This is a genomic window from Methylophilus sp. QUAN (assembly GCF_015354445.1).
In the GTDB taxonomy this organism is placed as follows: domain Bacteria; phylum Pseudomonadota; class Gammaproteobacteria; order Burkholderiales; family Methylophilaceae; genus Methylophilus.
Genome location: NZ_JADKYT010000001.1, coordinates 1,270,356 through 1,291,165, shown reverse-complemented (window position 1 = coordinate 1,291,165; position 20,810 = coordinate 1,270,356). Strand labels below are relative to the sequence as shown.

Genomic DNA, 20,810 nt, shown 5'->3' with positions numbered 1-20,810 from the left:
TGACTGGCACTCCATGAAGATCTGGCTACGACACTTTATCAAACACCGTGACACCGCCCTGCTCGGACTGGCCCTGCTATTTTTGCTGATTGCTATCCTGCGGCCCAGCATTCCGTTCAAACACAATATCTACGCCTATTTTTTGATTGCAGATATCTCGCAGAGCATGAACGCAGAAGACATGACCCTGCATGGCAAAAAAGTCACGCGCATGGCCTATATGCAGAATATGATGCACGAGGTCGTCGCCTCCCTGCCCTGCGGCACTAAGGTCAGTATCGGCATGTTCGCTGGCAACTCGGTGGCCGCCATGTACTCACCGATTGAAGTATGCAGCAACTTTGCGGCGATTCAGGACACAATTGCGCACCTGGACTGGCGTATGGCCTGGTCGGGCAATAGCCGCGTACGCGAGAGCCTGTTTGTGACGGCCAAAGTGGTACGCGCCATGCCAGAACCGGCACAAGTGCTGTATTTCACCGACGGTGAAGAAGCCCCTAAACTACATGCGTTTAACACCAAGAACCTGGAAGAATTCCAGGGCGGTGACGACTGGCTATTTGTCGGTATCGGCTCAGAAGAAGGCGTGGCCATTCCCAAACTCAGCCCGGAAAACCAGGTCATTGGTTACTGGTCTAACGAGAGCTTTGCCATGCAGCCAGGCATTGCCCAGATTTCTGAAAGCACCTTGGGCGTGCGCGATGACAATATTGCCTTTGGCGACAATGACCGGTTTATTTCAAAACTATCGACAGAATACCTGGAAAGCCTGACCAAAGAGATTGGTGCTAAATATATCAAAGGCGACAGTACTTACAACGTGCTACAAGCCATGAAGGCGCAGAAACCTGCTCGCCACGATATTGCCCCGCTGCCACTCAGCTGGCTGTTTGCCATCCTGGCTGGCCTGTGTGTGTTGGGCACCTATGCCAGCCGCCACCCATGGCGCCAAATCAAACAGAACCTGCATCTATACCGTAACCAGATCCGCTCAAAATTCTCGGTACGTGCGGAATCTGTAGCGCACGACAATCATTTTCAATAAATACCTTTAATCAATACGGCAATTACTCGCGTAGCCCCCACTTTAACCAGACACGTAAGGCCTGCAAAGCTTGCGTGTCTGCCTGGTCAGACAGAATCAACAAGCGTTTAGGCCGCAGCCAGCGCATCATTGGCGTTGAGGGCGTTTGCACCAACGTACTAGCATCAGCTTGCAGCGCCAAAGCCGAGATATGCAACACGATGCACGCCGGATGCACTACCGTGTCGGGCAAGACAATCAAAGACCAGATCTGGCCACGCTTGTCCGTCAACGTCATCTGCCCAAACACATCTACCCTTAATGACTGCACGCTCCATGGCCAACGCGTGGCGGGTAACTGCGTCCATTGCCAAACGCACGCCAGCAGATAAGCCAGCACGCCCAGCGCCGCCCATACTGGTGGCAGGCAATCAACCAGGCTGAACACCACCAGTATTGAAAACAGCCACCACCACCCCCATAAAAATTTAGAGGGTCTGAGACGCAGACCGATTTCACTTGATAGAATAGCTTTTTTCATCGCAATCATACGGGTGGCACATACAAGCATGTCCTGCCCCGGAAGGAACCCTTTTTTATGTCCAGCCCAGCAAACGCCTGGCAATCTTTTTTGATCTCACAAGGCGCAGCATTTAATGCTTTGGGCGAAGCCGCATTCCCGGCCACCAGCGCCAGTGCACAATTGTTTGACCTTTCCAGTCAGGGGCTGATTGCCATCAGTGGCGCAGACAGCCAGACCTTTTTGCAAGGGCAAGTGACTAACGATATTAAACTGCTAGCCCAAGGCGCGCAATTCAATGGTTACTGCACGCCCAAAGGCCGCTTACTGGCACTGTTCTTCAGTTTTATCATCGATGATGTCATTTATCTGCAATGCCCGCGTGACTTGATCCCGGATTTGGTCAAACGCTTACGCATGTACGTGCTGCGCAGCAAAGTGCTGGTAGAAGACGCCAGTGAGCGACTCGTGGCTTTAGGCCTGGCCAGCGATACACTTGCAACAACCATGGAAGCGTTACCCGCCACGCCATACCAACAAGCACAGACGCCTCACGGCACCCTGATACGCCTGGCCGACACAAGCGCACAGCAACGCGCCCTGTTAATCGCCGCCAGCGAACAGGTACAAGCCAGCTGGCAAGCATTGTCGGCTACATTCACGCCAAGCAGCACCTCACAGTGGGAGGCATTGGAAATCCAGGCAGGCATTCCGCAAGTCTATGCCGCCACCAAAGAGCAGTTTGTACCGCAAATGGTCAATCTGGATGCACTTAATGGCATCAACTTCAAGAAAGGCTGCTATACCGGCCAGGAAATCGTGGCACGCACACATTACCTGGGCAAGGTTAAACGCCGCACACTGCTGGCACAACTCACTAGTGAACACGCGCCACAGCCAGGCGATGTATTACAGGATGCCCAGCAACAGGAAGCCGGGCAACTGGTACGTGTCGCACCAGCGGCAGGCAATACCTGGTGGGTGTTGGCTGAATGCCGCCTGGAGGCTAAAGAGGCAGGCACGATCGGTTGGCAAGGCCAAGCCCTTACCTTTCAAGAGTTACCTTATGCGCTGTCATAACGCCATAACCATCAGACAATAAAAAAGGCGCTGTAAGCGCCTTTTTTATTGTGCGTGCGGACTGGTTTCCGGTAACACTGGTTTAATTTCTACTGTTTTTGGTTCTGCAGGTTTAGCATCCAGCGGCGACGTCGGCTTGTTGCTTGCAGCTTGTTTATTCTGGATGACCTGGAAAAACACTTCATCCTGCTTGACCAGCCCCAGCTCGCTACGCGCGCGCTCTTCAATCGCTGACTGGCCCTGTTTCAGGTCACGCACTTCTTCACGCAAAGTATCATTACGCTGACGGTAATATTCATTACGCTTCTCATGCGCTTCGATCTGCTGCGAATACTGCCAGACGCGCAACCAGCTGCCCTTGCCCAGCCACAATGGATATTGCAGCAGGGCAATCAGGACCACCAATACGACCGTCAGTTTACGCACGTTGACCTATCAGTGACCTGAATGAGGTTGCGGTTATTTAAACAACTGGTAGAACGCGGACAAGCCAGCGTAGCTGGTTGCATCGCCCAACTCTTCTTCGATACGCAGCAACTGGTTGTACTTGGCTACGCGCTCGGAGCGGCACAGGGAACCGGTTTTGATCTGCAATGCATTGGTTGCCACGGAGATATCAGCAATCGTTGTATCTTCAGTTTCACCGGAACGGTGTGACACCACAGCCGTGTAGTTGGCACGCTTAGCCATCTCGATGGTCTGGAACGTTTCAGTCAAGGTACCGATCTGGTTCACTTTGATCAACACAGAGTTGGCCACGCCTTTCTGGATGCCTTCACGCAGGATTTTCGGGTTGGTCACGAACAAGTCATCACCGACCAACTGTGTGGTTTTACCTAAGCGTTGTGTCAGCAGCTCCCAACCAGCCCAGTCAAACTCATCCATACCATCTTCAATGGTGATGATAGGATATTTGCCTGCCAGCGTCGCCAGGTAGTCACAGAACTCTGCAGAAGTCAGCGCAGCGCCTTCTGATTCCAGGTGATATTTACCATCTTTAAAGAATTCGGTACTGGCGCAATCCAGGCCCAGGTAGATGTCTTTACCTGGCTCGTAACCTGCCGCTTCAATCGATTCCATGATCAGTTGCAAGGCAGATTCGTTGGATGGCAGGTTAGGCGCAAAACCACCTTCATCACCCACAGTCGTTGCCAGGCCTTTGGCATGCAATGTTTTCTTCAGGGCATGGAATACCTCGGCACCCGCGCGCAATGCTTCACGGAAGGTTGGCAAACCGGCTGGCACAATCATGAACTCCTGGATATCTACGGAGTTATCAGCGTGCGCACCACCGTTGATGATGTTCATCATCGGCGTTGGCAATTGCATGAAAGCAGAACCACCCAGGTAACGATACAAAGGCAAACCGCTTTCTTCAGCCGCTGCACGGGCACAGGCCATAGATACGCCCAAAATCGCGTTTGCGCCCAAACGGTCTTTGTTATCAGTGCCATCCAGCTCAATCAGGGTTTTGTCGATAAAGCTTTGCTCTTCAGCGTCCAGACCGATAATCGCTTCAGTAATTTCGGTGTTGACGTTTTCAATCGCATTTAACACGCCCTTACCCAGGTAACGGCTCTTGTCGCCATCACGCAGCTCTACGGCTTCCTTGGCACCGGTAGAAGCACCTGAAGGGACTGCAGCACGGCCAATCACACCGCTTTCCAGCAATACATCGACTTCAACGGTCGGGTTACCGCGTGAATCCATAATTTCGCGGGCGATAATATCTACAATAGCGCTCATAATATTTTCCTTATAACTCAAATCTTAACGAAGATATGCCTCAGGGATTTGCTCTACAAATCCCTCTTTTGCCTAAAACTATCTAGACTCACCTAAATAAGTAATAAAGCTTAACCTTTGCTCTTGTGCGCCAATGCCGCTTGCACGTAAGCCTTAAACAACGGGTGGCCGCTACGTGGATTAGAAGTGAACTCAGGGTGGAACTGGCAAGCCACAAACCATGGATGTTCTGTTTGCGGCAATTCAATCATTTCACACAGTTCCTCACGTGGCGTACGTGCAGAAATCACCAAACCTGCAGCTTTCAACTGATCCACGTAATGGTTGTTGACTTCATAACGGTGACGATGACGCTCATTCACTTCATTGCCATAAATGCTGGCCGCCAGGGTATTTGGCACGATAGGACAGCTCTGTGCGCCTAAACGCATGGTGCCACCGAGATCAGAATGCTCGTCACGTTTTTCAATCTTGCCAGAAGCATCTTGCCACTCATCAATCAGGCCAATGAGTTTGTGCTCTGCTTTCGGGTTGAACTCGGTACTGTTAGCATCTTTCAGACCAGCAACATTACGTGCATATTCAATCACAGCCAGTTGCATGCCCAGGCAAATCCCCAGGTAAGGCACTTTGCTTTCACGTGCATAACGAATGGCAGCAATCTTGCCTTCGGTCCCGCGCACGCCAAAGCCACCAGGAATCAGAATCGCATCCATGCCATTCAGGCCATTGGTGCCATTCTTTTCAATATCTTCACTATCAATATAATGAATTTTGACTTTGGACTCGGTATGGATACCGGCATGGATCAAGGCTTCAGTCAGTGACTTGTAAGACTCGGTCAAGTCTACGTATTTACCGACAAAAGCGATATCGACGATTTCTTTCGGGTTGGCCTGCGCGTGCGTAATTTTTTGCCAGGCAGACAAATCGGCCGCTTTGGCCAGAATATTCAGTTTATGACAGACGATTTCGTCCATCATTTGCTCATGCAGCAAGCCTGGAATCTTGTAAATAGAATCGCTATCGATGGCGCTAATCACGGCCTCAAAAGGCACGTTGGTGAACAAGGCAATCTTGCGCTTTTCATCTTCCGGGATTTCACGCTCGGCACGACACAACAAGATGTCTGGCTGGATACCAATCTCGCGCAATTCTTTCACCGAGTGCTGTGTCGGCTTGGTTTTCAATTCGCCAGCGGTCGGAATCCAGGGCAACAGGGTCAGGTGCACATAACAGGCGTTATTTCGGCCTTCTTCAAAGCCCATCTGGCGGATGGCTTCCAAAAACGGTAAAGATTCAATATCGCCTACCGTGCCACCGACTTCAACAATCGCTACATCTGCGCCTTCGGCACCACGTTTGACGTGTGCCTTGATTTCATCGGTAATGTGCGGAATCACCTGCACGGTTTTGCCCAGGTATTCACCGCGACGCTCTTTTTTAATCACGGTTTCGTAAATCTGGCCCGTCGTAAAGTTATTGCGCTTGGACATCTTGCTACTGATAAAGCGCTCGTAATGGCCAAGATCGAGGTCGGTTTCGGCGCCATCGTCGGTCACAAACACTTCACCGTGCTGGAACGGCGACATAGTGCCAGGGTCAACGTTAATATAAGGATCGAGTTTCAACATGGTGACTTTAATGCCACGGGACTCGAGAATCGCGCCAAGACTGGCGGCTGCGATACCTTTTCCAAGAGAAGAAACAACACCGCCGGTTACGAATACATATTTGGTCATGGATAAGGTACTTAGAGATTGTTACAGACGGGAGAACATTTTACCGTAAAGCCCCCTCGCCGACAATGAAGGCAAACGATAAATCCTGCGCAGATTCGCCATGATGCTCGCTCAGGCATACAATAAGCAAATGCACAATCACGCCATCAACCAGCCAAAATACTGGCAACACCTATTATCCAAGCTAGGTCCATCCAGCCATAAATACAATCGCGGCTATGCTTTTATCTATGGCGGCTACCCGATCACGGGCGCTGCCAGGCTCGCCGCGCTGGCAGCGGCACGCGTAGGCGCAGGCATCACCGCTATCGCCGTGCCCGAGATTGCCTTTCATGTTTATGCCAGCCAGTTACTGAGCATCATGGTCAAGCCATATGGCGATGACACAGGAATAGACCAACTGATCGCAGACCCTCGCATTAATGCTTACCTGATTGGGCCTGGCGCCGGCATGAATCAGCAAACCCAAACAAACACCTTGCGTATGCTGCAAACCGGTAAACCCGTGGTGATTGATGCAGATGCGCTGACTATATTTGCTGGCGAGGCCGAATCTCTCAGCCGCGCGATCACTAGCACTTGCGTACTCACGCCTCATGCAGGTGAATTTGCCAGGCTGACAGGCACAGAAGTCGCCTCGCCACTCTCACTTAGAATCTCACAAGCGCAACAGGCAGCGCAGACGTTTAATGCCACCCTATTGTTAAAAGGCGCAATCTCCATTATCGCTGCGCCAGATGGTCGCGTCCTGCTCAATGACAATGCGCCGCCCACGTTGGCAACGGCGGGTGCAGGCGATGTCTTAGCCGGGTTGATTACGGGATTATTAGCACAAGGCCTGCCAGCGTTTGAAGCCACTGCAGCAGCGAGCTGGATGCATGGCAGAGCCGCCGCAACATTTGGCCCAGGCCTCATTGCAGATGACCTGCCTGCCATGATGCCTGCCATATTACAGGCGCTTGAATCCCCCGCCCACCTTAATCAATAGAGTAGCCAACAAAAAGCGCCATTGCACGATGTGCCATGGCGCTTTTTCTAACAGCTTAAATTTAGAATGGACGTGGTGTCGCAATGCCCAATGCTTCATTCAAGCCCAATGCCAGGTTAGTACCCGCAACCGCGATAATGTAACCAGCGCCAGTCAGGATCGTAGCGATACCGCCTACCAAACCCAATGATGTTGGAAACTCAGGAATAATGGAAAAACCACCAGAAACCACTTCAACTTCAGTCATTGTTAATTCACGCATAACTTCTTCCTTATTTAAATTGTTAATCAAAATAGTTGAGCCTTAAAACAAGTGAATCTCCTCCACTCAAAACGGCACCAACCAACTTAAGATTAACACAATTTAATTACATTAAAACAACTTATATTAATAAAAATTAACAATTAAGATTGCGGAAGAAAGACCATTCATGGATACGAACTGAGAACAAACACAAAGAGATTGAAAGTAAAAACGCACCATGAATATGGTGCGAGCCATCAGGAATAAGCTGGATTTAACGACTGCGCTGCTTGTTTTTTAACAGCTGGTTTTGCTCACGCTTCCAGTCACGCTCTTTTTCAGTATCGCGCTTGTCGTGTTGCTTTTTACCTTTTGCCAGGCCAATCTGGATTTTGATACGGCCACGTGTAAAGTGCATATCCAGCGGTACAATGGTGTAGCCCGCGCGCTCGACCTTACCAATCAGCTTGTCAATTTCCTCGCGGTGTAACAATAGTTTACGCGTACGGATCGCATCAGGACGGATATGGGTGGAGGCAGCGCCCAGCGGCGTAATATGGCAGCCGATCAGGTATAACTCGCCGCGCATGACCACCACGTAAGCCTCTTTGAGGTTGGTGCGGTTATCGCGTATGGCTTTGACTTCCCAGCCCTCAAGCACAAGGCCGGCTTCGTACTTCTCTTCGATAAAGTAGTCAAAAAACGCTTTTTTGTTTTGCGCGATGCTCATAACGCTGGTGTGCAGACTTAAATCACTTAAAATAGCATTTTAACTCAAAACCCAATTCCGTTCCGGAACCATCGCTGAAATGGCTTAACCCAATGGCGCAAGTAGAAAAAACCGTTTTAGTCATGCACTCCTGTGCAGCCATGTTTCAACTGGTTGATGCCGTGGAAGACTATCCACAATTCCTGCCCTGGTGTGGCGGTAGCGAGCTCACCGAGCGCACAGAAGTGGCGACGCAAGCGACGATACATATTAACTATCACGGGATTCAGCAGCACTTCACGACGCGCAACCACAAACAGTTCCCGCACCGCATGGACATTACCTTGGTCGATGGCCCGTTCAAGCAACTGGCCGGGCATTGGCATTTTATCCCCCTGCGCGAAGATGCCTGCAAAATTGAGTTCAAACTGGAGTACGTGTTTGCAAATGGCCTGGTCGAACGCATTATTGCACCGGTGTTTAGCCATATTGCCAATACCTTTGTAGATAGCTTTGTCAAACAGGCGGACAAGCTGCATTTGAAGTAGCCCCAATGCCAAACAGACAACGCGAGAGCATCACCGTAGAAGTGGCCTATGCCTTACCACAGGCGCAAAGTATTCTTACATTAACTGTCAGCGCAGGCACCACCGCGCTAGAGGCTGTTATCCAATCAGGCATTGCTCAGCAATATCCTGACATTTCGCTGGATCACCTGGCACTGGGGATTTTTGGCAAGAAGGTAGAAGCCGGGACGGTATTAAAAGCCATGGACCGGGTAGAAATTTACCGGCCACTGCTGGCCAATCCTAAAGAGGCGCGCAGACAACGCGCAGCTGCCAAAGATGGGAAGCAAACGCGGCTCAGAGACGCATAAATGAGCACTTTTGGTTACTCTCCCAGACAATTTTCGTCAATTTCCTGTTGCGCCCTCGCCATGCCCTCTCGAATCTGATCATCCGTCAGATATTCTTTTTGACCATTTTCATTGACATTTTGCATGCGACCGCCAACGGCATAGTTACGGTAGTTGGACCTTGCGGCAGCACAGTTTTGCGCTTTTAAACGCTCCTGCATGGCCTTCAAGGCCTCAGCCTCTGCGGAGGGCGCAGGCTCACGATTCTCTACAGGTTTCTTATTCGCAGACGCGGCTTCCTCGCGCTGGTAGGCGTCTGAGCGCGTGAGTGGTACATCATTAGGCACCGTGGCGGCCTTGATTTTTTGCGTACTATTGGCCCCTGCCTGTGGTGGCACGTCCGAATAATTCATCACGCCTTTTTCATCGCGCCACTTATAAATTTCGGCGCTTGCCTGCATAGACCACAACAAGCATCCCGCCAAAATCACTTTCAAAATAATCTTCATCGCCCACACTCTGCTCTTAATTAAAAAACATCCATGCACAAACCATGCCAAACACAGCCAGCGTCGTAGCAAAAAATGCAAAACGCTTTGTCAAGGCAAAACGAAATCGGTATAATTATATTTTGGAGATAAGGAATTCACATGCGTTTGTTGCAACAAGCCCTGACCTTTGATGACGTTTTACTCGTTCCAGCCCATTCGAATGTCATGCCTCGCGAGGTCAACCTCAGTACCAAGCTGACCAAAAGCATCACTTTAAATATCCCACTGTTATCTGCTGCAATGGACACTGTCACTGAAGCACGCATGGCGATTGCTTTGGCACAATTGGGCGGTATGGGCATTATTCACAAGAACATGACGGTTGAGATGCAGGCTTCCCGCGTCTCCCGCGTAAAACGTTTCGAATCTGGCGTCGTCATTGACCCGGTCACCATCCACCCCGCCATGAGCGTGCGCGAAGTGATGGACATCACCAAACAACAAAAAATCTCCGGCCTGCCCGTCTTGCAAGATGGCAAGGTTGTCGGCATTGTCACCAACCGTGACCTGCGCTTTGAAACCAACCTGGATCAAGCCGTCAGCAATGTCATGACACCGCAAGACCGTTTGGTCACGGTGCGTGAAGGCGCCAGCCGTGAAGAAATCATGGGGCTGCTGCACAAGCACCGCCTGGAACGCCTGCTGGTCGTCGGCCAAAACTACGAACTCAAAGGCCTGATCACCGTCAAAGACATTCAGAAATCGCACGATCACCCCTTAGCCTGTAAGGATGAAAAAGGCCGTTTGCGTGTGGCTGCAGCGGTGGGCGTGGGCGAAGGCACTGACGAGCGTATTGATGCGTTGGTTGAAGCTGGCGTAGACGCCATTGTCGTCGACACGGCACATGGCCACTCACAAGGCGTACTGGACCGCGTGCAATGGGCGAAAACCAAATATCCAAAACTACAAGTCATTGGTGGCAACATTGCCACGGCTGAAGCTGCGCTGGCCTTGGTAGACCACGGTGCTGACTGCGTGAAAGTCGGTATCGGCCCTGGCTCTATCTGTACCACCCGTATCGTGGCTGGTGTTGGTGTGCCGCAAATTACAGCTATCAGCAATGTGGCCAAAGCGTTGGAAAAATCAGGTGTGCCGTTTATTGCAGACGGTGGTATCCGCTTCTCGGGTGATATTTCTAAAGCGATTGCAGCTGGTGCCTACAGCGTAATGCTGGGCGGCATGTTTGCTGGTACTGAAGAAGCGCCAGGCGAAGTCGAACTATTCCAGGGCCGCTCTTACAAGTCTTATCGCGGCATGGGCTCTATTGGCGCCATGCAAAAAGGCTCGTCTGACCGCTACTTCCAGGACAACACTGCGAACGCGGACAAACTAGTGCCTGAAGGCATTGAAGGCCGGGTGCCTTACAAAGGCAGCGTGCTGGCCGTGGTCCACCAATTGATGGGTGGTTTGCGTGCCTCCATGGGCTATGTTGGTTGTGCCACCATTGAAGATATGCGCAATAAAGCCGAGTTTGTACAAATCACCAGTGCCGGTATGCGCGAATCGCACGTACATGATGTACAGATTACTAAAGAAGCTCCTAACTATCGCGTAGATTAAGCTTTACTGACCATTATTAAACCAAGCCACAGAGGACACAGATGTCACGGAGAAAAGTTTCTCTTAGACGCTGTGTCCTCTGTGCACTCTGTGGCTAAAAAAATGTCTCATTCAAAAATCCTCATTCTAGACTTCGGTTCACAAGTGACCCAACTCATCGCCCGTCGCGTACGCGAAGCGCATGTATATTGTGAAATCCACCCTTGTGATGTGTCTGAAGAATTCGTCAAAAACTTTGGCGCAGACGGCATTATCCTCAGCGGCAGCCATGCCAGCGTGTATGAAGAAGAAACCGACAAAGCACCGCAAGCCGTGTTTGAACTGGGCGTGCCGGTGATGGGCATTTGCTACGGCATGCAAACCATGGCACAACAACTGGGCGGCAAGGTAGAAGCCGGTGCCAAGCGTGAGTTTGGCTATGCCCAGGTGCGCGCACGCGGCCACTCTGCCCTATTCCGCGACATCCAGGATGCCACCAACGCTGAAGGCCACGGCCTGATTGACGTCTGGATGAGCCACGGTGACAAAGTGACCGAGCTGCCAGCAGGCTTTAAAGTCATCGCCAGCAACGACACCACGCCGATTGCTGCCATGGCCGATGAAGACCGCAGATTCTACGCCGTGCAGTTCCACCCTGAAGTCACACACACCAAGCAAGGCCAGGCCATGCTGGAGCGCTTTGTATTGGATATCTGTGCGGCAAAGCCAGACTGGATCATGGGTGACTACATCAGCGAAGCCGTAGCCAAGATCAAAGCCCAGGTTGGCGACGAAGAAGTCATTTTAGGCTTATCCGGTGGCGTTGACTCCTCCGTCGCAGCCGCCTTGATTCACCGCGCCATTGGCGACCAGCTGACCTGTGTGTTTGTTGACCACGGCCTGTTACGCCTGAATGAAGGCGATATGGTGATGGAAATGTTCGCTGGCCGCCTGCATGCCAATGTGATCCGCGTGGACGCCACTGAGCAGTTCATGGGCAAACTGGCTGGCGTCAGTGACCCGGAAGCCAAACGTAAAATCATTGGCGCCGAGTTTGTGGAAGTATTTAAAGCCGAAGCGGCCAAACTCAAAGCCAGCGGCGCTGGCCACAAAGGGGCGACTTTCCTGGCACAAGGCACGATTTACCCGGATGTGATTGAATCCGGTGGCGCTAAGTCTAAAAAAGCCGTCACCATCAAGAGCCACCACAACGTCGGCGGCTTGCCTGAACAATTAGGCCTTAAACTGCTGGAGCCATTGCGCGACCTGTTCAAGGACGAAGTACGCGAACTCGGTGTTGCACTCGGCTTGCCGCGCGACATGGTCTATCGTCACCCGTTCCCAGGCCCAGGCCTGGGTGTACGTATTCTAGGTGAAGTGAAAAGCGAATTTGCCTTATTGCTGCAACGCGCAGATGCTATCTTTATTGAAGAGCTACGCAACACCGTAGACACTGCCACAGGTAAAACCTGGTACGACCTCACCAGCCAGGCATTTACCGTGTTCTTGCCGGTGAAGTCAGTCGGCGTCATGGGCGATGGCCGCACTTATGACTATGTGGTTGCATTGCGCGCCGTCGTCACCAGCGACTTTATGACCGCACACTGGGCAGAATTGCCATACAGCTTGCTGGGCAAAGTCTCCAACCGCATCATTAACGAAGTACGCGGCATTAACCGCGTGGTGTACGACATTTCCGGCAAACCGCCCGCCACCATCGAGTGGGAATAACCTTTATTCACTAACCAATCTCAGACCGATTAGAGCACAATACGATGAGCACACAATCCATTATCCTCACTGGCGACCGCCCGACTGGCCCGTTACACCTGGGGCATTTTGTTGGTAGCTTGCGCAACCGCGTCAAATATCAGCATGAATACAAGCAATATGTGATGCTGGCCGACGCACAAGCGCTGACCGACAATATGGATGATATTGATAAAGTGCACCGCAATGTGGTGGAAGTCGCGCTGGATTACCTGGCTGTCGGCATTGATCCTAAACTGTCCACCATTTTTATCCAGTCACAGGTGCCTGAACTGACTGAACTGGCGTTTTATTACCTCAACTTAGTCACAGTGGCGCGTCTGGAGCGTAACCCGACTGTGAAAGAAGAAATTCGCCTGCGTGATTTTGAACGTGATATTCCGGCGGGTTTCCTCACCTACCCGGTCAGCCAGGCAGCTGACATTACGGCGTTTAAAGCCACACTGGTACCGGTCGGTGAAGACCAGATCCCGATGATTGAACAAACCAACGAGATCGTGCGCCGCTTTAACCGTACCTATAAGAATGCCAGCACCAAACAAGAGATTCTGGTTGAAACCAAAGCGCTGGTGCCAGAGCTTGGCCGCCTGCCAGGCATTGATGGCAAGGCCAAAATGAGCAAATCACTGGGTAACGTGATTAACTTGGGCGCGACGGCTGACGAAGTGACTAAGGCAGTGAAGCGCGTTTACACCGATCCGCTGCACTTGAAAATTGAAGACCCGGGCCATGTTGAAGGCAATATTGCTTTTACCTACCTGGATGCGTTTGACACTGACAAAGCGGCTATCGCTGAGCTTAAAGCCCATTACACACGCGGCGGCCTGGCAGACAGCATCGTTAAAAAGCGCCTGGAAGCTGTATTGCAAGAGATGCTGGAGCCAATCCGTACGCGTCGTGCCGAGCTGGCGAACGACAAAGGCTATATTCTGCAATTGCTGCGTGAAGGCACTGAACAGGCGCGCGAAGTTGCGGCAAACACCATGAGTGAAGTGCGTGCCGCGCTGGGCCTGACCTACTTTTAAGCAATTAAGCACTGAGCATGAGTCGCGGTTTTGTTAAAGAAGATGATCTGGAGCTAGCGGGAACTGACTTACCGGAACGCCCGCTGAGCCCACATGCGAACTATGTGACACCAGACGGCTTGCAACAATTACAGCAAACCGTCAGAACGCTGGAAACTGCACGCAGCCAGTACGTTGCGCGCAAAGAAGACCCCAGTGCGCAGCAAAAACTGGCTGAAATTGACCGCGACCTACGCTACTTTGTCGCCAGGCTGGACTCTGCGCAATTGGTGGATCCGGCACAGAAGCCGCAGCACACCGTATTATTTGGTGCCAAAGTGCAGGTAGAAGACGAAACCGGTGAACAATCTGTGTTCCAGATTGTTGGCGAAGATGAAGCAGATATTGCGCAGCAAAAAGTCAGCTATGTTTCACCGGTGGCGAAAGCCCTGCTCGGCCGCAAAGCCGGTGATAGTACAGTCTGGCAGCGCCCGGCTGGCCCTTTGCAGCTGGATATTTTAACTATTGAGTATTGATTAACACACAACATGAACGTATCACAAGCCATACAGGAACGCCGCTCGATCAAAGCTTACGATCCTGCCCACCGCATGACAGAAGCAGAAATCCAGCAGCTGTTCTCGCTGGCCATGTTATCGCCGACCGCTTTCAATATTCAGCACTGGCGCTTTGTGGTGGTCACGGATCCGGTGTTACGCCATCAAATCCGCGCGGTGAGCTGGAACCAGGCACAAGTCACCGATGCCTCATTGCTGGTTGTAATTACGGTGGATTTGAAAGCCTGGGAAAAAGACCCGGCACGCTACTGGGTCAATGCGCCGCAACAAGTGAGCGACTACCTGGTAAAAGCCATTCACGACTATTACACCGATCACGCCCAAGCTGAGCGTGATGAAGGCATGCGCTCGGGTGGCATGGCCGCCATGACACTGATGCTGGCAGCCAAGGAAATGGGCTATGACACCTGCCCGATGGATGGCTTTGATTTTGACGCTGTGGCCAAGCTCATCAACCTGCCTGCCGACCATGTACCAGTGATGTTTGTCGTCGTCGGCAAAGCGATGGAAGAAGCCAAAGCACGTGGTGGCCAGTTGCCTATGGATGAAGTTGTCATCTACAACACCTTTTAAACCACCGGCACGCAGCAGTTTGCGCGCCCTGTATTTTTGAAGCATTTATTTATCCGCATTCAACCGCGGCAAAACTTTTTGAAAGTTGTTCATGTTAATTGCAAACAATATCACCATGCAGTTTGGCTCCAAGCCACTGTTTGAAAATGTCTCTGTCAAATTTGGCGACGGCAACCGTTATGGCCTGATTGGCGCCAATGGTTGTGGTAAATCCACCTTTATGAAGATTCTGGCCGGTGTGCTTGAGCCAACAAGCGGCAACGTCAGCCTGGACCCCAATGAGCGCATGGCGTTCTTGAAACAGGATCAATTCGCCTACGAAGACCAGCGCGTGCTGGACGTAGTGATGATGGGCCACGAACAAATGTGGAAGGCCATGCAGGAACGTGACGCCATTTATGCCAACCTGGAAGCCACGGAAGATGACTATATGCGCGCAGCAGAGCTGGAAGGCGTGTTTGCCGAATATGACGGCTATACCGCCGAAGCGCGTGCGGGCGAATTGCTATTGGGCGTAGGTATTCCTTTAGAGCAACATACCGGCCCGATGAGCGCAGTGGCGCCTGGCTGGAAACTGCGTGTACTGCTGGTACAAGCGCTGTTCGCTAATCCAGACGTATTACTGCTGGATGAACCGACCAACAACCTGGATATCAACACCATCCGCTGGCTGGAAGACGTGGTCAATAATCGTGACTGCACCATGGTCATCATTTCGCATGACCGCCACTTCCTGAACCAGGTATGTACGCATACCTGCGATATGGATTACGGCAAAATCACTTCATACCCAGGCAACTATGATGATTACATGGAAGCCAGCATTGCCGCACGTAACCAGCAAGCCAAAGACAATGCCAAGGCCAAACAGCAAATTGCCGACTTGCAGGACTTTGTACGCCGCTTCTCTGCCAACGCCTCTAAAGCCAAGCAAGCGACCAGCCGTGCCAAGCAGATTGATAAAATCAAGGTGGAAGAATTTAAACCTTCCAGCCGCCAATATCCGTTTATCCGCTTTGAATTTGACGACAGGGAAAAGCTGCACCGCAATGCAGTGGAACTGAAAAAACTCAGCCATGGCTTTGACAAGACTTTGTTTAATGACGTAGAACTGATGTTTGAAGCCGGGGAAAAAGTCGCCATCATTGGTGAAAACGGTATCGGTAAAACCACCTTTCTGCGCTGTTTAGCTGGTGATCTCGCGCCCAAACACGGTGAAGTCAAATGGGCAGAAAAAGCCAAGCTGGGCTATTTTGCGCAAGACCATGAATACGAATTTGAAAAAGGAGAAGACCTGTTTGAATGGATGACTGCACAACGTCAGCAAGGCGACGATGACAACACTGTGCGTAGTATGCTCGGCCGTTTACTGTTCCCAACCGAAGCGACCAGAAAATCCGTCAAGGTCCTCTCCGGTGGTGAAAAAGGCCGTATGCTGTATGGCAAACTGATGTTGGCAAAAACCAATGTGCTATTGATGGACGAGCCAACCAACCACATGGACATGGAATCTATCGAAGCGCTGAACACCGCGCTGGATAAATACAAAGGCACCTTATTCTTTGTCAGCCATGACCGTGAATTCGTGAGCTCGATTGCCACCCGCATTATCGAAATCAAAGCCGATGGCATTGTCGACTTTACCGGCAACTACGAGGATTACCTCGCCAGCCAAGGCATTGAATAAGCGGATACACTCCGTTACATAGCCAGTTTCACCAGACAAACACCCGATACATTCGGGTGTTTTAATGTCAACATTGCAATTTCGCAATGATGATTAAAGGATACATCATGAAACTGAATAAACTGGCATTCGCAGGGCTTCTGGTTTTGGTGTGCGGCACCGCCTTTGCCGAACCCGGCCATGGTTGCGACAAGGGTAAATTTGACAAAGCCAACTGGCAAGAACACCGCCTGGAGCATTTTGAAAAACATCAGGAAAGATTGCACACTATTTTGCAACTGACCAGTTCCCAGGAAAACGCCTGGAAAAACTACCAGGCACAAATCAAGCCACAAGACAAAGCTGAGCATCCGGATGTGGCTGAGTTAAACAAACTCAATACGCTGCAACGCCTGGATAAAATGGAAGCCTGGGACAAAGAACGTGATACGCGCCAGGCTGAACGTGCAAAAGCAGTACGTGCGTTTTATGCGCAATTGAATGATGCGCAGAAGAAAGCCTTTGATGAAAATGCGTTTCCGCAGCATGACGGTCCACACCATGGTGGCCCCCGCCATGAAAAATAGTACGTGCGTAAAACCATCCTGGTTTAATGCTGGAAACCGGCCACAATGGCCGGTTTTTGTGCTCAAATATTCACTCTTGTAAGCCCGAGACTTTGTTTATGACTGACGGCCATCCCGACACACATGTACTGGTAGTAGATGACGATGATGCGATTCGTGATCTGCTGTGTGATTTTCTGCAAGATAATCAGCTCATCACCCATCAGGCGGCCAATCACGCCCAAATGTGGCAAGCGTTGGAGCGACAACTGCCAGACGTGATTATTCTGGACATCAACATGCCGCAACGTAGCGGCATTGAACTGTGCCGTGAGTTGCGTGAGTCACCCAAGTACCGCTTGCTACCGATTATCATGCTGACAGCGCGTACCAGCTCGCTGGATACCATTATGGGCCTGGAAACCGGTGCCGACGATTATGTGGCGAAACCATTTGAACCACTGGAGCTGTTATCGCGTATCCGCAGTGTGATCCGTCGCGCGCGTATGCATGCAGAAAATCCTGGCAAAGCCCATCATGAAGAGTCTGCCGATAGCGGCATTTTGCGTTTTATTGAGTTTAATGAATGGAAGCTGGATATCCATAACCGCACCTTGATTGACCAAAGCAATACCAGCATTCCACTCTCCAATGCCGAGTTCAAGTTCCTGCGGTTCATGCTGCTGCACGCTAACCGTACCTTGAGCCGCGATCAATTGATGGAAGAAATGCACGGCCGCGAAGCTGGCCCGTTTGATAGATCAATAGACTTACAAATCAGTAGATTAAGACAGAAACTTGAAGTGGATACTAAAAGTCCGTCCATGATCAAAACGCTACGTAATGAAGGCTATCTGCTCACCGCAGACGTCCGTTATCTTAAATAAAAGCGCACCTGACCATAAAGAGCACTACAGTGATGATAAAAAAATTGTTGGGTACCATGTCGGTCCGTATCTTCCTGATCACCGTCATTGGTATTCTATTAACTGCTACCGTCGTGAGCATGCTGGGCCAACGCGACTCGCGCGAGAATGAAACGCGCCTGCGTGACCAGTTCGCCTTCGACCGTATTGAAAGCATGATCCGCATCCTCGAAGCGACCGTGCCCGAAAAACGCTCCGAGATTCAGGACGTGTTTAAACGCATGGGCAGCCATGTCACGCTGGGCGTAGAGCCGCCGCAAAATGCGCCACTGTTGCCTGCAGAATTAGCCAACCTCAACAACTTGCTGGTGCCTGAAGTGGCAGACTTTATCAGCCTGTCCAAGGCCAGCCATTGTGCACCGCGCCGTCCTCCACCACCGCCCGGATTTGGCGCCCCACCACCACATCCGCATGGCCAATGCCTGGCGGTGTACACACACCTCGAAGATAACACACCGGTGCTGATCGAACTGCACTACGGCGGTCATCGCCCTCCGGCCGGGCCACCGCACGAACGCAATCCGCTCACCATTGTGCTGGCCTTCTTTGGCTTGATCAGTATTATCTGGGCCGTGGCTTCTGTGGCTACCCAGCCATTGCGCAAACTGGCAAACGCCGCCTTGCAACTGGCACACAATATTGAACACGCGCCTTTAGCGGAAAATGAAGGCTCCACCGAAGTGCGCCATGCCGCCAAAGCGTTTAACGAAATGCAACGCAGCATCCTCAAGCATATTCAGGAGCGCGGCTTTATCCTCGGTGCCATTGCACACGACCTGCAAACCCCGCTCACACGCTTGCGTTTGCGCCTGGAAAAAGTCAAAGACCAGGAGCTCAAACAAGGCTTAATCAAAGACCTCACCGCCACCCAGGAAATGGTACGCGAAGGCCTGGATTTCGCCCGCCTGTGCGGGGGAAACATCCATAAAAGCAAGGTAGACCTGACCGCGCTGGCCACCGCGGTCTGTGATGACTTTGAAGATGCAGGCCACGCCATTGCCAGCAGCCTGCCCGCACAATCCATTACCATTCTCGGCTCAGCACACCTGCTTACACGTTGCCTGACCAATCTGCTCAACAATGCGATTACCTATGCGCAGATGCCTGCGCTGGCGCTCCACACCGATGGCAACCAGGTTATTTTTGTGATCTCCGATGACGGCCCCGGTATCCCGGCACAAGAACTGAATAACGTCTTAGAACCCTTCCGCAGACTGGAAGACTCACGCTCACGCCAAACAGGCGGGACCGGTCTCGGCCTCGCCATTGCGCGCATGATTGTTGAAAAGCATGGTGGCAAACTGTCTATCAGTAACAAACCACTACCCGCTTCTGGCCTGGTGATAAAGATCACCTTGCCACTGCAATAATTGGCCAAATAGAAGGTATTAGATTTTTGTTGAACAGCACGCGCGCCACAGTGTAGACTATTTGCCCCGCCACCCTTTGCACAAATCAAAAGGTGGCAAAACATCCCGGAGAAGTGGCAGAGCTGGTTGAATGTACCTGACTCGAAATCAGGCATACGTGAAAGCGTATCGAGGGTTCGAATCCCTCCTTCTCCGCCAACAAGTCTAAACCTATGAAATTATCTATCGCCTCTCTATTAGCCCTGTTACTCATCACCATCTGTGCACAAAGTGCTGAAGAATTCAGTTTTGCAGAACGCGTTAAGCATCCTGCGAAAATTCCTTCCTCAATGACTGCGCAACTCACCAAGCAGCACGTTGCGAACACGAGTGCCTGCCAAGAAATCAAAGATGATGAGTTGTATGAAGCACAGTTAGTAAGCTTAAGCAAATCCACAAAGACGTATTTGGTAAAACCTGCGCACGCCTGTTTATGTAGTGCGCATGACTGCCCCATGTGGCTATTTAAAGTGAACAAAACGACGGCGAAACTGATATGGGAGACGCCTGCAACCAGCAAGTTAGAGATCATGGACAAAAAATTAAATGGCTATAGCAAACTAAAAGAAGTGAGTGCGGTTGCAGGCCAAGGCCATGAATCTATCTGGGCATGGAATACCAGTAGTTATACTGAAATTTATAAAAACGTCTGGCATATGGATGCCGAGAACAAGTGTCGATTAGGTGAGGAAACCACAGAATTAGTGGATGGGAGAATGGTGCAGCATACGATTAGCTGCCCGCAAAATGAGGAATGATGTATTCAATCAGTGGTCTGCAAGGCGCGGATTTCTGGCAGATTTCGCCACCAGCCATACACATCCATGCCGCAACCAAACACATAGCGGTTAGGCACGGTTAAACCGACAATATCGGCCTGCAGTGGTTTTTGCAGGCCGTTGTCTTTTTCTGTGAGGACTGCAGTCAGCACGCGGCTGGCGCCCGCCTGCTGGCAGTACGCCACAACCGCAGCCAGCGTAATGCCTTCATCCAGAATATCATCTAGCACCACTACGGTTTGCCCGACCAGCTCCAGTTCTGGCTGCTTGCTCCAGATGATTTCCTGCCCGGTAGTGCCGTGGTAGCGATTGGCTTGCAGGTAATCCAGCCGGGCGGGTAATGGCAAGCGACTCATTAACTGGCCTGCCAGATACAAACCGCCACGCATCACACACAGCAAGATCACCGGCTGGCCAGATAATTGATCACACAACTGCTCAGCCATGCGATCAATGGCAAGGCTGACCTCAGCCGCCGTAAACACGACGTCGGAATGGGCGATCCAGAACTCTGGCGGCTGCGCCTGTGCTTCAAGCATA

General features: G+C 51.4%; 23 protein-coding genes and 1 tRNA gene. 16 read left to right on the top strand and 8 right to left on the bottom strand.

Annotated features, from left to right (window positions below; translation table 11 throughout):
• Positions 1-13 precede the first annotated feature (13 nt).
• Entirely contained in the window at positions 14-1,045 is a 1,032-nt protein-coding gene (locus INP79_RS06410) for a VWA domain-containing protein (protein ID WP_194753398.1), read from the top strand.
• A gap of 22 nt (positions 1,046-1,067) precedes the next feature.
• On the opposite strand, the gene INP79_RS06405 is transcribed toward INP79_RS06410, so the two are convergent.
• The gene (locus INP79_RS06405; protein WP_228519743.1) at positions 1,068-1,565 is read right to left on the bottom strand and encodes a hypothetical protein; all 498 of its coding nucleotides are present in this window, start codon (positions 1,563-1,565) and stop codon (positions 1,068-1,070) included.
• A 57-nt stretch (positions 1,566-1,622) separates the two neighbouring features.
• On the opposite strand from INP79_RS06405, the gene INP79_RS06400 reads away from it, so the two are divergent.
• Positions 1,623-2,624, top strand: coding sequence for a folate-binding protein YgfZ (locus tag INP79_RS06400; protein ID WP_194753397.1), 1,002 nt, complete (start codon positions 1,623-1,625; stop codon positions 2,622-2,624).
• Positions 2,625-2,669: 45 nt separating this feature from the next.
• On the opposite strand, the gene ftsB is transcribed toward INP79_RS06400, so the two are convergent.
• From ftsB to INP79_RS06385, 3 genes are all read right to left on the bottom strand, one after another.
• Positions 2,670-3,050 carry a cell division protein FtsB gene (gene ftsB / locus INP79_RS06395; protein ID WP_194753396.1) on the bottom strand — a complete coding sequence of 127 codons (381 nt, stop codon included), beginning with the start codon at positions 3,048-3,050 and terminating at the stop codon, positions 2,670-2,672.
• Between the two features lie 33 nt (positions 3,051-3,083).
• Complete coding sequence (eno, locus tag INP79_RS06390) at positions 3,084-4,370, bottom strand: phosphopyruvate hydratase (RefSeq protein WP_194753395.1); 1,287 nt, start codon at positions 4,368-4,370, stop codon at positions 3,084-3,086.
• Between the two features lie 110 nt (positions 4,371-4,480).
• On the bottom strand, positions 4,481-6,112 hold the full coding sequence (locus INP79_RS06385; RefSeq protein ID WP_194753394.1) for a CTP synthase: 1,632 nt from the start codon (positions 6,110-6,112) through the stop codon (positions 4,481-4,483).
• Between the two features lie 100 nt (positions 6,113-6,212).
• On the opposite strand from INP79_RS06385, the gene INP79_RS06380 reads away from it, so the two are divergent.
• Positions 6,213-7,100: an NAD(P)H-hydrate dehydratase gene (locus tag INP79_RS06380; protein WP_228519742.1), complete on the top strand. Its 888-nt coding sequence runs from the start codon at positions 6,213-6,215 to the stop codon at positions 7,098-7,100.
• A 61-nt stretch (positions 7,101-7,161) separates the two neighbouring features.
• Here the strand turns inward: INP79_RS06380 and INP79_RS06375 are convergent, their stop codons facing one another.
• Together INP79_RS06375 and smpB are read right to left on the bottom strand one after the other, a co-directional pair.
• Complete coding sequence (locus tag INP79_RS06375) at positions 7,162-7,362, bottom strand: hypothetical protein (protein ID WP_194753393.1); 201 nt, start codon at positions 7,360-7,362, stop codon at positions 7,162-7,164.
• Between the two features lie 256 nt (positions 7,363-7,618).
• Positions 7,619-8,074: an SsrA-binding protein SmpB gene (gene smpB, locus INP79_RS06370; protein WP_194741031.1), complete on the bottom strand. Its 456-nt coding sequence runs from the start codon at positions 8,072-8,074 to the stop codon at positions 7,619-7,621.
• Positions 8,075-8,166: 92 nt separating this feature from the next.
• Here smpB and INP79_RS06365 point away from each other — a divergent pair, with 92 nt between their 5' ends.
• Positions 8,167-8,601: a type II toxin-antitoxin system RatA family toxin gene (locus INP79_RS06365; protein WP_194753392.1), complete on the top strand. Its 435-nt coding sequence runs from the start codon at positions 8,167-8,169 to the stop codon at positions 8,599-8,601.
• 5 nt (positions 8,602-8,606) lie between these two features.
• Complete coding sequence (locus INP79_RS06360; protein ID WP_194753391.1) at positions 8,607-8,930, top strand: RnfH family protein; 324 nt, start codon at positions 8,607-8,609, stop codon at positions 8,928-8,930.
• Between the two features lie 14 nt (positions 8,931-8,944).
• Here INP79_RS06360 and INP79_RS06355 read toward each other — a convergent pair whose 3' ends face one another.
• Positions 8,945-9,418 carry a DUF4124 domain-containing protein gene (locus INP79_RS06355; RefSeq protein ID WP_194753390.1) on the bottom strand — a complete coding sequence of 158 codons (474 nt, stop codon included), beginning with the start codon at positions 9,416-9,418 and terminating at the stop codon, positions 8,945-8,947.
• 141 nt (positions 9,419-9,559) lie between these two features.
• Between INP79_RS06355 and guaB the strand changes: the two genes are divergently transcribed.
• The 11 genes from guaB (at position 9,560) to INP79_RS06300 (ending at position 20,249) form a co-directional block, all read left to right on the top strand.
• The gene (gene guaB / locus INP79_RS06350; RefSeq protein ID WP_194741027.1) at positions 9,560-11,020 is read left to right on the top strand and encodes an IMP dehydrogenase; all 1,461 of its coding nucleotides are present in this window, start codon (positions 9,560-9,562) and stop codon (positions 11,018-11,020) included.
• 102 nt (positions 11,021-11,122) lie between these two features.
• Positions 11,123-12,730, top strand: coding sequence for a glutamine-hydrolyzing GMP synthase (guaA, locus tag INP79_RS06345; RefSeq protein ID WP_194753389.1), 1,608 nt, complete (start codon positions 11,123-11,125; stop codon positions 12,728-12,730).
• A gap of 44 nt (positions 12,731-12,774) precedes the next feature.
• Positions 12,775-13,794, top strand: a complete 1,020-nt coding sequence (gene trpS, locus INP79_RS06340; protein ID WP_194753388.1) for a tryptophan--tRNA ligase — start codon at positions 12,775-12,777, stop codon at positions 13,792-13,794.
• A 17-nt stretch (positions 13,795-13,811) separates the two neighbouring features.
• Positions 13,812-14,309: a GreA/GreB family elongation factor gene (locus INP79_RS06335; protein ID WP_194753387.1), complete on the top strand. Its 498-nt coding sequence runs from the start codon at positions 13,812-13,814 to the stop codon at positions 14,307-14,309.
• Between the two features lie 12 nt (positions 14,310-14,321).
• The gene (locus INP79_RS06330) at positions 14,322-14,924 is read left to right on the top strand and encodes a nitroreductase family protein (RefSeq protein ID WP_194753386.1); all 603 of its coding nucleotides are present in this window, start codon (positions 14,322-14,324) and stop codon (positions 14,922-14,924) included.
• Positions 14,925-15,015: 91 nt separating this feature from the next.
• Complete coding sequence (locus INP79_RS06325; protein WP_194753385.1) at positions 15,016-16,611, top strand: ABC-F family ATPase; 1,596 nt, start codon at positions 15,016-15,018, stop codon at positions 16,609-16,611.
• 107 nt (positions 16,612-16,718) lie between these two features.
• Complete coding sequence (locus INP79_RS06320; RefSeq protein WP_194753384.1) at positions 16,719-17,177, top strand: Spy/CpxP family protein refolding chaperone; 459 nt, start codon at positions 16,719-16,721, stop codon at positions 17,175-17,177.
• Between the two features lie 98 nt (positions 17,178-17,275).
• Entirely contained in the window at positions 17,276-18,043 is a 768-nt protein-coding gene (locus tag INP79_RS06315) for a response regulator (RefSeq protein WP_194741020.1), read from the top strand.
• A 32-nt stretch (positions 18,044-18,075) separates the two neighbouring features.
• A complete protein-coding gene (locus INP79_RS06310; RefSeq protein WP_194753383.1) occupies positions 18,076-19,452 on the top strand; it encodes an ATP-binding protein in 1,377 nt (458 codons plus the stop codon).
• A 107-nt stretch (positions 19,453-19,559) separates the two neighbouring features.
• A tRNA-Ser gene (locus INP79_RS06305) sits at positions 19,560-19,650 on the top strand.
• A 14-nt stretch (positions 19,651-19,664) separates the two neighbouring features.
• Positions 19,665-20,249 (top strand): hypothetical protein, encoded by a 585-nt coding sequence (locus INP79_RS06300; RefSeq protein WP_194753382.1) that lies wholly within the window; start codon positions 19,665-19,667, stop codon positions 20,247-20,249.
• A gap of 5 nt (positions 20,250-20,254) precedes the next feature.
• Here INP79_RS06300 and INP79_RS06295 read toward each other — a convergent pair whose 3' ends face one another.
• Complete coding sequence (locus tag INP79_RS06295) at positions 20,255-20,809, bottom strand: hypoxanthine-guanine phosphoribosyltransferase (RefSeq protein ID WP_194753381.1); 555 nt, start codon at positions 20,807-20,809, stop codon at positions 20,255-20,257.
• Position 20,810 lies beyond the last annotated feature (1 nt).

Coding starts and splice junctions, on each gene's coding strand:
- INP79_RS06320 (WP_194753384.1), top strand. CDS start 16,719: ATGAAACTGAATAAACTGGCATTCGCAGGGCTTCTGGTTTTGGTGTGC.
- eno (WP_194753395.1), bottom strand. CDS start 4,370: ATGAGCGCTATTGTAGATATTATCGCCCGCGAAATTATGGATTCACGC.
- INP79_RS06380 (WP_228519742.1), top strand. CDS start 6,213: ATGATGCTCGCTCAGGCATACAATAAGCAAATGCACAATCACGCCATC.
- INP79_RS06385 (WP_194753394.1), bottom strand. CDS start 6,112: ATGACCAAATATGTATTCGTAACCGGCGGTGTTGTTTCTTCTCTTGGA.
- INP79_RS06325 (WP_194753385.1), top strand. CDS start 15,016: ATGTTAATTGCAAACAATATCACCATGCAGTTTGGCTCCAAGCCACTG.
- INP79_RS06295 (WP_194753381.1), bottom strand. CDS start 20,809: ATGCTTGAAGCACAGGCGCAGCCGCCAGAGTTCTGGATCGCCCATTCC.
- INP79_RS06355 (WP_194753390.1), bottom strand. CDS start 9,418: ATGAAGATTATTTTGAAAGTGATTTTGGCGGGATGCTTGTTGTGGTCT.
- INP79_RS06405 (WP_228519743.1), bottom strand. CDS start 1,565: ATGAAAAAAGCTATTCTATCAAGTGAAATCGGTCTGCGTCTCAGACCC.
- smpB (WP_194741031.1), bottom strand. CDS start 8,074: ATGAGCATCGCGCAAAACAAAAAAGCGTTTTTTGACTACTTTATCGAA.
- INP79_RS06310 (WP_194753383.1), top strand. CDS start 18,076: ATGATAAAAAAATTGTTGGGTACCATGTCGGTCCGTATCTTCCTGATC.
- INP79_RS06410 (WP_194753398.1), top strand. CDS start 14: ATGAAGATCTGGCTACGACACTTTATCAAACACCGTGACACCGCCCTG.
- INP79_RS06375 (WP_194753393.1), bottom strand. CDS start 7,362: ATGCGTGAATTAACAATGACTGAAGTTGAAGTGGTTTCTGGTGGTTTT.
- guaA (WP_194753389.1), top strand. CDS start 11,123: ATGTCTCATTCAAAAATCCTCATTCTAGACTTCGGTTCACAAGTGACC.
- trpS (WP_194753388.1), top strand. CDS start 12,775: ATGAGCACACAATCCATTATCCTCACTGGCGACCGCCCGACTGGCCCG.
- guaB (WP_194741027.1), top strand. CDS start 9,560: ATGCGTTTGTTGCAACAAGCCCTGACCTTTGATGACGTTTTACTCGTT.
- INP79_RS06315 (WP_194741020.1), top strand. CDS start 17,276: ATGACTGACGGCCATCCCGACACACATGTACTGGTAGTAGATGACGAT.
- INP79_RS06400 (WP_194753397.1), top strand. CDS start 1,623: ATGTCCAGCCCAGCAAACGCCTGGCAATCTTTTTTGATCTCACAAGGC.
- INP79_RS06360 (WP_194753391.1), top strand. CDS start 8,607: ATGCCAAACAGACAACGCGAGAGCATCACCGTAGAAGTGGCCTATGCC.
- INP79_RS06330 (WP_194753386.1), top strand. CDS start 14,322: ATGAACGTATCACAAGCCATACAGGAACGCCGCTCGATCAAAGCTTAC.
- INP79_RS06335 (WP_194753387.1), top strand. CDS start 13,812: ATGAGTCGCGGTTTTGTTAAAGAAGATGATCTGGAGCTAGCGGGAACT.
- INP79_RS06300 (WP_194753382.1), top strand. CDS start 19,665: ATGAAATTATCTATCGCCTCTCTATTAGCCCTGTTACTCATCACCATC.
- INP79_RS06365 (WP_194753392.1), top strand. CDS start 8,167: ATGGCGCAAGTAGAAAAAACCGTTTTAGTCATGCACTCCTGTGCAGCC.